General features: G+C 68.6%; 9 protein-coding genes. 7 read left to right on the plus strand and 2 right to left on the minus strand.

The genetic code is table 11. From position 1 onward, the window contains the following. The first annotated feature begins 34 nt into the window (after positions 1 to 34). The 6 genes from araD to ROA7023_RS16260 all read left to right on the plus strand — a co-directional run bounded on the left by araD (position 35) and on the right by ROA7023_RS16260 (position 7,509). On the plus strand, positions 35 to 1,777 hold the full coding sequence (gene araD, locus ROA7023_RS16235) for an L-arabinonate dehydratase (RefSeq protein ID WP_085880090.1): 1,743 nt from the start codon (positions 35 to 37) through the stop codon (positions 1,775 to 1,777). Continuing rightward, entirely contained in the window at positions 1,777 to 2,703 is a 927-nt protein-coding gene (locus tag ROA7023_RS16240) for a Gfo/Idh/MocA family protein (protein WP_085880091.1), read from the plus strand. The genes araD and ROA7023_RS16240 overlap by 1 nt, the downstream gene beginning before the upstream one ends. 126 nt (positions 2,704 to 2,829) lie before the next feature. After that, complete coding sequence (locus ROA7023_RS16245; RefSeq protein WP_234992270.1) at positions 2,830 to 3,489, plus strand: paraquat-inducible protein A; 660 nt, start codon at positions 2,830 to 2,832, stop codon at positions 3,487 to 3,489. Further along, positions 3,459 to 4,100 carry a paraquat-inducible protein A gene (locus ROA7023_RS16250; protein WP_085880093.1) on the plus strand — a complete coding sequence of 214 codons (642 nt, stop codon included), beginning with the start codon at positions 3,459 to 3,461 and terminating at the stop codon, positions 4,098 to 4,100. Before ROA7023_RS16245 ends, ROA7023_RS16250 begins: the two co-directional genes overlap by 31 nt. After that, on the plus strand, positions 4,097 to 6,940 hold the full coding sequence (locus ROA7023_RS16255; RefSeq protein ID WP_085880094.1) for an MlaD family protein: 2,844 nt from the start codon (positions 4,097 to 4,099) through the stop codon (positions 6,938 to 6,940). Before ROA7023_RS16250 ends, ROA7023_RS16255 begins: the two co-directional genes overlap by 4 nt. A gap of 2 nt (positions 6,941 to 6,942) precedes the next feature. Beyond that, positions 6,943 to 7,509, plus strand: a complete 567-nt coding sequence (locus tag ROA7023_RS16260; protein ID WP_085880095.1) for a PqiC family protein — start codon at positions 6,943 to 6,945, stop codon at positions 7,507 to 7,509. Here ROA7023_RS16260 and ROA7023_RS16265 read toward each other — a convergent pair. Continuing rightward, positions 7,506 to 8,447: a LysR substrate-binding domain-containing protein gene (locus tag ROA7023_RS16265; RefSeq protein WP_085880096.1), complete on the minus strand. Its 942-nt coding sequence runs from the start codon at positions 8,445 to 8,447 to the stop codon at positions 7,506 to 7,508. The two genes, ROA7023_RS16260 and ROA7023_RS16265, sit on opposite strands and share 4 nt — an antisense overlap. Positions 8,448 to 8,706: 259 nt before the next feature. Between ROA7023_RS16265 and katG the strand changes: the two genes are divergently transcribed. Then, on the plus strand, positions 8,707 to 10,914 hold the full coding sequence (gene katG, locus ROA7023_RS16270; protein ID WP_085880097.1) for a catalase/peroxidase HPI: 2,208 nt from the start codon (positions 8,707 to 8,709) through the stop codon (positions 10,912 to 10,914). A 128-nt stretch (positions 10,915 to 11,042) separates the two neighbouring features. Here katG and ROA7023_RS16275 read toward each other — a convergent pair whose 3' ends face one another. Continuing rightward, a complete protein-coding gene (locus ROA7023_RS16275; RefSeq protein WP_085880098.1) occupies positions 11,043 to 13,148 on the minus strand; it encodes a DEAD/DEAH box helicase in 2,106 nt (701 codons plus the stop codon). Positions 13,149 to 13,312: the final 164 nt, after the last annotated feature.

A 13,312-nucleotide genomic window follows, 5' to 3' on the forward strand; every position in this document is an offset into this window, starting at 1 on the left:
GCGACCGTCCCGCCACCCCAGGAGGAACACCCCAATGGCATTCACCCCCGCGAAATGGCCCCGGAAACTGCGCTCTCAGGAATGGTTCGGGGGGTCGAGCCGGGACGCGATCTATCACCGCGGCTGGATGAAGAACCAGGGCCTGCCCCACGACATGTTCGACGGGCGGCCCGTGATCGGGATCATGAACACCTGGTCCGAACTCACGCCCTGCAACGCCCATCTGAAGGATCTGGCGGAGCGCGTGCGCTGGGGTATCCTCGAAGCCGGCGGTTTCCCGGTCGAGGTGCCCGCCTTCTCGGCCTCCGAATCGGCGTTCCGGCCCACGGCGATGATGTTTCGCAACCTCGCCTCGATGGCGGTCGAGGAACAGATGCGCGGCCAGCCGATGGACGGCTGCGTACTGATGGTCGGCTGCGACAAGACCACGCCGTCGCTGCTGATGGCGGCGGCCTCGACAGACCTGCCCTCGATCGTGGTGACCGGCGGCCCGATGCTGAACGGCTATTTCGCGGGCGAGCGGGTGGGCTCGGGCACGCATCTGTGGAAATTCTCGGAAGCCGTGAAGGCCGGTGAGATGTCGGCGGAGGAGTTCCACGAGGCCGAGGCCTCGATGTCGCGCTCTCCGGGTTCGTGCAACACCATGGGCACCGCGTCGACCATGGCGTCGATGGCCGAGGCGCTGGGCATGGCGCTGTCCGGCAATGCCGCGATCCCGGCCGTGGACAGCCGTCGCCGGGTGATGGCGCAGCTGACAGGGCGGCGCATCGTGCAGATGGTCAAGGACGATCTCAAGCCGTCCGACGTGATGACCAAGGACGCCTTCGCCAACGCGATCCGCACCAATGCCGCCATCGGCGGGTCGACCAACGCGGTGATCCACCTGCTGGCGATCGCCGGGCGTGTGGGCGTGGACCTGACGCTCGAGGATTGGGACGCGCTGGGCCGCGACGTGCCGACCATTGTCAACCTGATGCCGTCGGGCAAATACCTGATGGAGGAATTCTTCTATGCCGGCGGACTGCCGGTCGTCATCAAGCGGCTGGGCGAGGCGGGGCTGCTGAACAAGGACGCGCTGACCGTCTCGGGCGAGACTGCCTGGGACCAGGTGAAGGACGTGATTTCCCACAACGAGGACGTGATCCTGCCCGCCGACAAGGCCCTGGCGCAATCGGGCGGCATCGCCGTCGTGCGTGGCAACCTCGCGCCGCAGGGCGCGGTGCTGAAGCCCTCGGCGGCGACCGAGGCGCTGATGGTCCACCGGGGCAGGGCGGTCGTGTTCGAGGATATCGACGACTACAAGGCCAAGATCGACGACGAGGCGCTCGATATCGACGAGACTTGCGTGATGGTCCTGAAGAACTGCGGGCCCAAGGGCTATCCCGGCATGGCCGAGGTCGGCAACATGGGGCTGCCGCCGAAGGTCCTGCGCAAGGGCATCACCGACATGGTGCGGATTTCCGACGCGCGGATGTCGGGCACCGCCTACGGCACCGTGGTGCTGCATACCTCGCCCGAGGCGGCGGCGGGCGGCCCCCTGGCCATCGTGCAGGACGGCGACATGATCGAGCTGGACGTGCCGAACCGCCGTCTGCACCTTGACGTTTCGGACGAAGAGATCGCCCGGCGCCTCGAAGCCTGGCAGAACCCGATCCAGCTGCCGGTGGGCGGCTATGCGCAATTGTTCCATACCCATGTGGAAGGCGCGGACACCGGCGCCGATTTCGACTTCCTCAAGGGGTGCCGCGGGGCGCCTGTGGGCAAGGAATCCCATTGATGGCCCCGCTGAACGTCGCCCTTGTCGGTGTGGGCAAGATCGCGCGGGACCAGCACATCCCGGCGATCGCGGCCAATCCCGGCCTGACCCTCGCCGCGACCGCCAGCCGCAACGCCTCGGTCGAGGGGGTCGACGCCTATCCCGACCTCGCGGCGCTTCTGGCCGCGCGGGAGGATATCGACGTCGTCTCGCTCTGCACCCCGCCGCAGGTGCGCCATGCCGATGCCCGGTTGGCGCTGGAGGCCGGCCGGCACGTCATGCTGGAAAAGCCCCCCGGCGCCACGCTGGCCGAGGTCCATGACCTGATCGCACTGGCCGCGGCCCGGGGCGTGACGCTGTTCGCCACCTGGCATTCGCGGCAGGCCCACGCGGTCGAGGCCACGAGGGGCTGGCTTGCGGACAAGACCATCCGAAAGGTGGAAGTCATCTGGAAGGAGGATGTGCGCCGCTGGCATCCCGGCCAGGAGTGGATCTGGGACGCAGGCGGCCTCGGCGTCTTCGATCCCGGCATCAATGCCCTGTCCGTGCTGACCGCGATCTTTCCGCGGCCGCTGCATATCACGCGGGCGGATCTGACGTTTCCGGGCAACCGCGACACGCCGATCGCGGCGGACCTGACCTTCTCCGATCCGGGCGGGGCCGATGTCACCGCGGTCTTCGACTGGCGCCAGGAGGGGCCGCAAACCTGGGACGTGCGCCTGACCACCGACGCGGGCAGCGCCGTCCTCTCCTCGGGCGGCGCCTTGCTGCACGTGGACGGTGTCGAGACGGCGGTCGGCCAGGACCGGGAGTATCCCGGCCTCTATGCCCGCCTGTTGGACCTGGTCGGGACCGACACCAGCGAGACCGACCTGTCGCCGATGGTCCACGTCGCCGATGCCTTCACTCTAGGCCGCCGACTGACGACCGACGCGTTTCATTTCTGAGCGTCCGCCGCGCGGCGGACCCCGTCGCGCGGCGCTTTGTCGGCCGGAGAATGGACGATCCGCCGATCCTGCACTACCTAGGGCACTGACGCAGAGAGCGTCGGCCGACGAAAGGGCAGGCGGTCATTGGCACATGATACGGCAGCAGCACATGACGGTGCGCTCCTCGGGGTGGCGACAGAAGAGCTCATGGCCTGCCCCACCTGTGATTCGCTCTATCGGGCGCGGATGCCCGACCACGGCGGCCGCGCTGTCTGCGATGTCTGCCACACGGTCCTGATCTCGCCGCGCGACAAGGCGGGGTTGAACATCATCGCGCTGACGCTCGCGGTGACGATGCTGGTGACGGCGGCGGTGTTCTTTCCGTTCCTCGAGATCCACGTCTCGGGTCTCGGGAACAAGGCGTCGATCCTCGACGTGGCCACCAGCTTTCGCTCTGGGCTGATGATCGTCCTGTCGGTGGCGACCATCGCGATGATCGTGCTGATCCCGCTCCTGCGGACGCTGCTCCTTCTCTACGTGCTGGTGCCGGTGGTGATGAACCTGCCGCCCGCCGCCCATGCGCGACGGGCCTTTCGCCTGTCCCAGCAGATGAAGCCCTGGGCGATGTCGGAGATCTTCGCCATCGGCTGCGCGGTGGCGCTGGTGAAAGTGGCCGACCTCGCCCAGATCGGCTTTGGCCCCGCGTTCTGGATGTTTTCGTTGCTGGTCGTCATAGTGGTGATCAACGACTCTTACCTTTGCAGCTGGTCGGTATGGAAATCACTCGAACGCGACGAAGACTGACCGCCCGCGAGGCGGGGCTGGTGACCTGCCGCCGCTGCGCCCGGGTCTGGCCCAGGGGCACCGCGACATGCGGGCGTTGCGGCAGCAGGCTGCAATCGCGCGATCCCAAAAGCCTGCAACGGGTCTGGGCGTGGTGGGTCGCCGGGCTCGTCTGCTACATCCCGGCCAATCTCTACCCGATGCTCAAGACCCGCACCCTGCTGGAGGAGAGCAGCAGCACGATCGTCGGCGGGGCGATCGAGATCGCGCACCATGGCAGCTATGGTATCGCCTTCATCATTCTTGCGGCCAGCGTGCTCATTCCGGTGGCAAAGTTCAGTGCCATTGCCTACCTCGCGCTGTCGGTCCAGACCGGAAGCTTGCACACCGCCCCGCACCGCCAGCATCTTTACGAGATCGTTGAATTCGTGGGGCGCTGGTCGATGATTGACGTTTTCGTGGTGGCCATTCTGAGCTCACTGGTCCAATTGTCGGTCGTCGCATCCATCCAACCGGGGCCGGCGGCACTGACGTTCGCGCTGTCGGTCATCTTCACGATGTTGTCGGCGCAGTCATTCGACACGCGGCTGATCTGGGATCGCCGCCGAGCCGCCGAGGACCCAACCGCTTGAGCGACACACCCGACACAGACCGCCAGACCGGGCCCGACGAGGTCCCGGTAGAGAAGAGCCGCAAGACCCTGTGGGAGATGATCTCGCTGATCTGGGTGATTCCGGTGCTGGCGCTCGCGGTGGCGCTCGGGGCGGCCTATCGCAGCTATGCCGATCGCGGCCCGCTGATCGAGATCAGCTTCGACAATGCGGCGGGCGTGGCCGCTGACGAGACCGAGCTGCGCTATCGCGACATCGCCGTCGGCCTGGTCGAGGAGGTCGGGTTCAGCGAAGACCTGTCCGAGGTCGTGGTCGGTGTCCGGCTGGAAAAGCACCTCGCCCCCTTCGTCGACACGCAGTCGCGGTTCTGGGTGGTGCGCCCGCAGGTGACGGCCCAGGGGGTCTCGGGCCTCGATACGGTGCTGTCCGGCGTCTATATCCAGGGCGATTGGGACGGCGTTCCGGGGGAAGAGCAGAGCGCCTTCGTCGGCCTCAACGAGGCGCCGCTGCTGGGGGTCGAAGAGGGCGGGATCGAATTCACGATCCGCTCCGACACCGGCCTGCCGACGGGCAATACGCCGATCCTGTTCAAGGGGGTCGAGGTGGGCCGCATCGACACGCCGCGGGTGACCGAGGACGGGCTGGGCGTGGTCGCGGACGCGGTGATCTACGAAGAGCATACCGGCCTGGTGACGACCTCGACGCGGTTCTGGGACATCTCGGGGTTCAACTTCACCCTCGGCGCCTCGGGCGCCCGGCTCAATTTCAGCTCGCTCGCCTCGCTGATCTCGGGCGGCGCGACGTTCGAGACCATGGGCTCTGGCGGTGCGCCGCTGGTCGCGGGCGCGGAATACGAGCTTTTCGGGGACGAGGACGCCGCCCGCGACGATTTCCTGGTGGAGGGCGAGGGGTCGGTCGTCGACATGACCATGATCTTCGCCGAGAACCTCTCGGGTCTCTCGTCGGGCGCCCCGGTCGAGCTGGGCGGGCTGCGGATCGGCGACGTGGCCAGCATCTCGGGGATCGTGGACCGCGACCGCTTCGGCGACGGCGAGGTCCGGCTGATCGCGTCGGTGCGGATCAACCCCAACCGGATTGGCCTGACCGACGGGATGGAGGAGGACGGCCTGATCGCCTTCCTCGAAGACCGGGTGGGCGAGGGTCTGCGGGCACGGCTGACGAATGCCTCGCTGCTGACCGGCGGGCTGAAGATCGAGCTGGTAGAGCTGGATAACGCCGCCCCCGCCGCGCTGGACCTTTCCGCCGACCCCTATCCGGTCTTTCCCACGGTCGCCTCGGACGTCACCGACGTGACGGCGACCGCCCAGGGCGTGTTGCAACGGGTCAACGACCTGCCGATCGAAGAGGTGCTGAATTCCGCGGTATCCTTCCTCGACGGGGCGTCGCAGCTTGTGGGCAGCGAGGACATGCAGCAGGCCCCTGCAGAGCTGCGCGACGCGCTGGCCGCCGTGCGGAGCGTGGCGCAAAGCGACGGGGTGCAGCAATTGCCGGCGCAGGTCTCGGCGGTGGTCGCCGACCTGCAATCGACGACCGAGCAGATCAACGCGCTGCTGGCGGAGATCGAGGCGCAGGACGCCATCGGCAAGCTGACGGCCGCCATCGAGAGCGTCAGCGCGACCGCCGACAGCCTGCCGCCGCTGGTGTCGGAGGCGAGCGCACTTCTGCAGGACGTCCGGGATCTGCCGCTGGAAGAGGTCGTGGCCCAGGCCTCGGACCTGCTGGACGCGGCCGAGCAGTTGATCACGCAAGAGACGGTCCGCCAGGTGCCCGAACAGCTGAACGCGGCCCTGGATGAGCTGCGCCAGACGCTGGGCTCCGCCAGGGGGCTTGTCGAAAGCGAGGGCGTGCAGGCGCTGCCGGCCCAGGTTTCGGCGCTCACGACCGATCTTCAGGCGGCCAGCGGCCGGATCAATGGCCTGCTGGCCGATATCGAGGCGCAGGACGCCGTCGGCCAGATCACGGCCGCCATCGAGAGCGTCACCACCGCCGCCGACAGTCTGCCGCCGCTGGTCTCGGAGGCGAGCGCTGTCCTGACCCGTGTGCAGGAGCTTCCTTTGGAGGAGGTCGTGGCCCAGGCCTCCGGCCTGCTGGACGCGGCCGAGCAGCTGATCGACCAGGAGACCACCCGCCAGGTGCCCGAGCAGCTGAACGCCGCGCTGGCCGAGCTGCGCGAGACGCTGGGCTCCGCCCGCGGCATCGTCGAAAGCGAGGGCGTGCAGGCGCTGCCGGCGCAGGTCTCTGCGCTCACCACCGACCTTCAGGGCGCCAGCACCCGGATCAACCGCCTGCTGTCGGATTTCGAGGAGCAGGATGCCATCGGCAAGCTCACCGCCGCCATCGAGAGCTTCGGCACCACGGTCGACGGCTTGCCTTCGCTGGTCGAGCAGGCCCGCGGTATCCTGGGGCAAGCAGAGGACCTGCCGCTCGAAAGCCTTGTCGAGCAGGCGACCGGCCTGCTGGATTCGGCCGAGCAGCTGGTGAACCAGGACTCCACCCGCGAAGTGCCCGAGCAGCTGAACGCCGCGCTGGACGAGCTGCGCCAGACACTGGCAGAGTTGCGCGACGGCGGTCTGGTGGAGAATGCGAATGCGACGCTCGCCTCGGCCCGAAACGCGGCCGACGCCATCGCGGAGGCGACAGAGACCCTGCCCGCCCTCTCGGCCCAGCTGCGGCAGGTGGCGACCCAGGCGGGATCGACGCTCAGCACCTATGACCGTGACTCCGAGTTCTCGCGCGATGTAAGGATGGCCATCCGCCAGGTTCAGGCCGCGGCGGATTCGATCGACCGGCTGGCCCGGACGCTGGAGCGAAACCCGAACTCGCTGATATTGGGACGGTGACCATGGAAATCTCGACCTCTCTCAAGACCGCCGCGATCCTGGCCGCCGTGCTGCTTGGTGGCTGTGCCAAGGAAGTGCGCTATACCGTGCCGCAGGCGGAGCCGGAGGTGCGCGTCGCCTCGATCTACAGCAGCGTGGAAGTGGTCGAGGTGACCTTGCCGGACTATGCCGCGGCCGAGGATATCTACCTGTTGCAGCCCGACGGCGGCATTTCGGCGCTCGGTCCGCTCTGGGCCGACGACCCGGCCCGCGCGGTCACGCTGCAATTGTCCCGCGACCTGGGCGCGATCATCGGCCGCAACGTGGCACCCGAGCCCTGGCCCTTCCGCAGCTTCGCCGACGCGCGGCTGGATGTGCGGATGGAGGAATTCGTGGCCACGTCGAACGGGACGTTCCGCATCGCCGGGCAGTATTTCGTGGCCCCCGAATCCGGCGGGCGCGACCGCGCGGGACAGTTCAGCATCGAGGTGCCGCTGGCCGCGCAGGACTCGCCCGGCGCCATCGCCGCCGCCCGCAGCCAGGCGGTCGCGACCCTCGCGGCGCAAGTGGCGCGGAACGGCCTGCGCTAGACAGGATCAGCCGGGGGCGGGGCCTGCGGCCGATGCTGCGCTCGCAGCGCCCCCGCTGATTGCCGCACCACTTCCGAGATCGGCAGGAGCTGGGCCGCCAGCGGGCTGGCCTTGCGCCAGATCATTCCGATCGTGCGCGACGGGCGTGGTGGCGCCTCGAACTGCGCGACAGCGACATCGGCGGAACGGGTCTCGATCGGGACGGCCATCTCGGGGATCAGCGTGACGCCCATCCCGGCGCCGACCATCTGCACCAGCGTGGTCAGAGAGCTGCCGTCCAGCAATTCCCGCGGCCGGGCCGAGGCCGCGTTGCAGAACGACAGCGCCTGGTCGCGAAAGCAATGCCCCTCCTCCAGCAGCAGCAGGCGCAGGGTGCGCAGGGCTGCGGCGCCGGGAACGGGCTTGTCCGCGTCCGCCGCGGGCCGGACCAGCACGAAGGATTCCTCGAAAAGCGCCACCTCGGCGAACGACGCCTCGGACACGGGCAGGGCGACGATGGCGGCGTCCAGTCGCCCGGCAGAGAGCTCTGCGATCAGCTTCTGCGTCATCGTTTCGCGCACATGAAGGTCGAGCCCGGCATGGGAGTGGGCCAGCTGTCCGAGGATCGTGGGCAGCAGGTAGGGCGCCACGGTCGGGATGATGCCGATGCGCAGCCGCCCCACAAGCCGGTCCCGGGACGCGCGGGCCAGATCGCCCAGCTCGTCGACCGAGGTCAGGATCTGCCGGACCCGCTGGGCGAAATCCTCGCCGAAGGCCGTGAGCCGCACCTGCCGCGGCCCGCGCTCGAACAGCGGCGTGCCGAGCGTTTCCTCAAGCTCGCGGATCTGCATCGACAGCGCGGGTTGCGAGATTGCGCTGGCCTCGGCGGCTCGGCCGAAATGGCCGTGCCGGGCCAGCGCCTCGAAATAGCGCAGCTGCTTCAGGGTCAGGTTCCTCATAAGCTGAGCCTATCATCCCGATCAGAATTCCCGACTTAAACTAATGGCCGGGCTTTGGTAGGTAAATCGTGACGAAGAAGGGCAACATGGTTGCGGACCCGGCCCTCCGACGCCATTTCGGGAGTGTCAGACGTCATCGGCCAGGCTGGCCGGATCCCGGAGGCGTCCTCGGAAGTGCCTGACGACGGGGGCATTTCATGCGGACCCGACCAGATCGACGGCCGGCAGTGCCCGCCAACAACCACGAACGGAGACGACCATGGACGGAAACGACAACGGGAACATGGGCAAGTGCCCGGTGATGCACACCTCTTTCGGGGTCCAGTCTAACCGCGACTGGTGGCCGAACCAGCTCAACCTGCGGATCCTGCACCAGAATTCCGCGCTTTCGAACCCGATGGGCGACTCCTTCGACTATGCTGAGGAATTCAAGAAGCTCGACCTCGAGGCGCTGAAGGCCGACCTCTACGCGCTGATGACCGATTCGCAGGACTGGTGGCCGGCGGATTACGGCCACTACGGCCCGTTCTTCATCCGCATGGCCTGGCACAGCGCGGGCACCTACCGCACCGCGGACGGCCGCGGCGGCGCCGGGGCCGGCTCGCAGCGGTTCGCGCCGCTCAACAGCTGGCCGGACAACGGCAATCTGGACAAGGCGCGGCGCCTGCTGTGGCCGATCAAGCAGAAATACGGCGACCAGATCTCCTGGGCGGACCTGATGGTCCTGACGGGCAATTGCGCTCTCGAATCCATGGGCTTCAAGACCTTCGGCTTCGGCGGGGGCCGCGTCGACATCTGGGAGCCGGAGGAAGATGTCTACTGGGGCTCCGAGGACGAGTGGCTCGCCACTACCGACCACGAGCAGTCGCGCTATCACGGCGACCGGGAGCTTGAGAACCCGCTGGCCGCCGTGCAGATGGGCCTGATCTACGTGAACCCCGAAGGCCCCGACGGCAATCCCGACCCGCTCGCATCGGCCCATGACATCCGCGAGACCTTCGCCCGCATGGCGATGAACGACGAGGAAACCGTGGCCCTCATCGCGGGCGGCCACACGTTCGGCAAGGGCCATGGCGCCGGCGACGTGGCCCATGTGGGCCCCGAGCCCGAGGGCGCGGCCATGGCCGAGCAGGGTTTCGGCTGGATGAGCACCTTCAACTCCGGCAAGGGCGTCGACGCGATCACCAGCGGGCTCGAGGGGGCCTGGACCAAGACGCCCACGGCCTGGGACAACGAGTATTTCGATACGCTCTTCGGCCACGAGTGGGAGCTGACCAAAAGCCCCGCCGGCGCCTTCCAGTGGACCCCGGAGGACGACGCGGCCAAGGGCACGGTGCCCGACGCCCACGACCCCTCGCGCAGCCATGCGCCGGTGATGTTCACCACTGACCTCGCGTTGAAGATGGACCCGGCCTATGCGCCGATCTCCAAGCATTTCCACGAGAACCCGGAGGCCTTCGCCGACGCCTTCGCCCGCGCGTGGTTCAAGCTGACGCACCGCGACATGGGGCCTAAGGCGCTCTATCTCGGACCGGAAGTGCCGGAGGAGGATCTGCTGTGGCAGGATCCGATCCCCGCGCCGACCGGTGCGCCGATCGGCGCGGCCGATGTCGCCAAGCTGAAATCCGCGATCCTCGAGTCGGGCCTGTCGATCCCGCAGATGGTGTCGACCGCCTGGGCCTCGGCCGCGACCTTCCGCGGCTCGGACAAGCGCGGCGGGGCCAACGGCGCCCGCATCCGACTTGCGCCCCAGAAGGATTGGGAGATCAACAAGACCGACGACGTGGCCTCGGTCATCGCGGTCTACGAGGGTATCCAGAAGGACTTCAACGGCGCGGCGGGCGACACGTCTGTCTCCATCGCGGACCTGATCGTGCTGGGCGGCTGCGTCGCCGTCGAGAAGGCGGCGAAGGCCGCGGGCCATGACGTGAGTGTGCCCTTCACCCCCGGTCGCACGGACGCCTCGCAGGAGCAGACGGATGTCGAGGGCTTCGAGGTCATGGAGCCTGCGGCGGACGGGTTCCGCAACTACATCATGGGCCGCTACAAGATCTCGGTCGAGGAGCTGCTGGTGGACAAGGCGCAGCTTCTGAACCTGACGGCGCCCGAGATGACGGTGCTGGTCGGCGGCCTGCGGGCGCTCAACGCCAATTCCGGACAATCGCCCGACGGGGTGCTGACCGACCGGCCCGAGACGCTGACCAACGACTTCTTTACCAATTTGCTGGACATGGGCACGAAGTGGTCGGCCACCGACGAGTCCGAGACCCGGTTCGAGGGCAAGGACCGCGCCACCGGCGAAGTGAAGTGGACCGGCACCCGCGCCGACCTCGTCTTTGGCTCGAACTCGCAGCTGCGGGCATTGGCCGAGGTCTATGGCTCCGCCGGGGCCGAGGGCCGGTTCGTTCGTGACTTCGTCGCGGCCTGGAACAAGGTCATGATGCTCGACCGGTTCGACCTGGCCTGAGCGGACGCCGGGGGGCCGGCGGCTTGACAAAAAGAACGGCGCCCCGGGCCTCCGGGGCGCCGTTCTGCGTTTGCGGGCGTTGCCGGGCGCGGGAGAGGTCGCCCGGTCCCGCTTCGGCCGTGGCTGGCCTAGCGTGGTTTGCGCTTGGGCGGTTCCGTGCCGCCGGGGCGGGGGCCCTTGGGCTTGCCCCCAGTCGGTGCGCCGGGTTTGCCCTTGCCGGGACGACCCGCGCGACCGCCGCGTGACGCGGCGGCGGCCTTGTTCGAAGACGTCTTGCCGTGCCGGGGCTTGGTCTTGGCCGGCTTGCCGGTGCCCCCGGGTGCCGGCGCGTCGGCCCGTTTGCCGGGGTCGTTGGGCGGGTTGACCCTGGGCGCAGGGGCGTCGGCCGCGCGGGGGGCGGCGGCCATGTGCTTGGGTTTCGCGTATTTCGGCTTTGCCCACTTTTCCTTGCGCACTTTCGCGGGCGGATCCTGCTGGGTCTTGGCGGGGGCGCTGAGCCTTGCAGGCTCTGGCACCGCCTTCTCGGCAGCGGCAGCGGCGGGCGGGGGGGGGGGCGAGGGCGGCGGGGCGTCGTCGACCGGATCCCATGTCTTGGCGGGGCGCGGCGCCGGACGCTCTGGCTGCGGCCGGTGGGCGGGCGGCTTGCCGGAGCCGCCCATATCCGGCGGGCCATCGAGGGCGCGGGCCTTGATGCCCTCTTCGAGTTGGCCGTCCTGGCCCAGCGCAGCCATGAAACCGGGCGCGGAAGGCGCGGTCAGTTCCACGAAGGTTTCCGTCGCCTGAACCCGGATCGCGCCGATGTCGTCCTTCGAGAGGTTCCCGGCCCGCAGCAGCATCGGCAACAGCCAGCGCGGCTCGGCCCGCTGATCGCGGCCGACGGAAATGCTGATCCACGCGCTGGGGCCAAAAGGCTTGCGATCCTTCGGTGAGGGCTTGGTGTCCGGGGGCGACAGGTCCTCGGGCGCTGAATGGCGCGAGCGGTAGAGCCGCAGATACGCCGCCGCCAATTGCTCGGGCGCGTAGAGCGCGGCGAGCCGTCTGGCGAAGTCGGCCTCCGGGCCGGAGACCTCCTCCTGCCAGACCGGATCGGCGAGCAGACGCTCCTCGTCCCGGCGCTGGACGTCCTCGGCCGAGGGGGCGGTCGTCCATTCGGCGTCGATCTTGGCGAATTTCAGCAGGCGCTGGGTCCGGCTGACCGCCTTGGGCGGCACGATCATGGCCGAAATGCCCTTGCGCCCGGCGCGGCCCGTACGGCCCGATCGGTGCAGCAGGCTTTCGGCGTTGGTCGGCAGCTCGGCGTGCACCACCAGGTCGAGGTTGGGCAGGTCGATCCCCCGCGCGGCCACGTCGGTCGCCACGCAAACCCGGGCGCGGCCGTCGCGCATGGCTTGCAGGGCGTGGGTCCGCTCGGCCTGGCTGAGCTCTCCGGACAGGCTGACCACGGCAAAGCCCCGGTTGGCGAAGCGGGCCATCAGCCGGCTGACGGCCGCGCGGGTGTTGGCGAAGACGATGGCGCTTTGCGCTTCGTGATACCGCAGCACGTTGATGATGGCGTTCTCGGCATCCACCTGGGCCACCCGCAGCGCCTGATAGGTGATGTCGGCATGCTGCCGCGCCCCGCTGACGGTCGCCACGCGCACGGCGTCGCGCTGATAGGTCTTGGCGAGCGTCACGATCGCCGGCGGCACGGTGGCCGAGAACATCAGCGTGCGCTTGTCCCCGGGGGCCTCGCCCAACATGAACTCCAGATCCTCGCGAAAGCCGAGGTCGAGCATCTCGTCGGCCTCGTCGAGCACGACCGCCCGCAGGCCGGTCATGTCGAGCGACCCGCGCTGGATGTGGTCGCGCAGGCGGCCCGGCGTGCCCACGACGATATGCGCACCGCGCTCCAGCTGGCGGCGCTCGGTGCGCATGTCCATCCCGCCCACGCAGGACGTCACCCGGGCGCCGGCCTTGGCGTAAAGCCAGCTCAACTCTCGCATCACCTGAAGCGCCAGTTCGCGGGTGGGGGCGACCACCAGCGCAAGGGGCGTGGCGGCCGGGCCGAGCTTGCCGCTGTCGTCCATCAGGGTCGGCGCGATGGCAAGCCCGAAGCCCACCGTCTTGCCCGATCCGGTCTGGGCCGAGACCAGCAGGTCGGCCCCCTCCAGTTCCGGCGCCGTGACCGCCTCTTGCACAGCGGTCAATTGCTCGTAGCCGCGCTCGGCGAGCGCTTCGGAAAGGGTGGGGATCATCGAGAGGTCAGTCCATGAAGTTGAGGCGCGCAAATCGCGGCATGTCGGCGCGAGATCTGCGCAAGCCCAAGCTGGTAACGCCGCTGGCGGCGAAAGTATATGGCAGATCGGCGCAAAGTCGCCTTGCACCTGGCGACCGGCGCGAATCGCCCCGCCGGCGTGAT

The organism is Roseisalinus antarcticus (assembly GCF_900172355.1).
Taxonomy (GTDB): Bacteria; Pseudomonadota; Alphaproteobacteria; order Rhodobacterales; family Rhodobacteraceae; genus Oceanicola; species Oceanicola antarcticus_A.

Coding starts and splice junctions, on each gene's coding strand:
- ROA7023_RS16265 (WP_085880096.1), bottom strand. CDS start 8,447: ATGAGGAACCTGACCCTGAAGCAGCTGCGCTATTTCGAGGCGCTGGCC.
- ROA7023_RS16260 (WP_085880095.1), top strand. CDS start 6,943: ATGGAAATCTCGACCTCTCTCAAGACCGCCGCGATCCTGGCCGCCGTG.
- katG (WP_085880097.1), top strand. CDS start 8,707: ATGGACGGAAACGACAACGGGAACATGGGCAAGTGCCCGGTGATGCAC.
- araD (WP_085880090.1), top strand. CDS start 35: ATGGCATTCACCCCCGCGAAATGGCCCCGGAAACTGCGCTCTCAGGAA.
- ROA7023_RS16250 (WP_085880093.1), top strand. CDS start 3,459: ATGGAAATCACTCGAACGCGACGAAGACTGACCGCCCGCGAGGCGGGG.
- ROA7023_RS16240 (WP_085880091.1), top strand. CDS start 1,777: ATGGCCCCGCTGAACGTCGCCCTTGTCGGTGTGGGCAAGATCGCGCGG.
- ROA7023_RS16275 (WP_085880098.1), bottom strand. CDS start 13,148: ATGATCCCCACCCTTTCCGAAGCGCTCGCCGAGCGCGGCTACGAGCAA.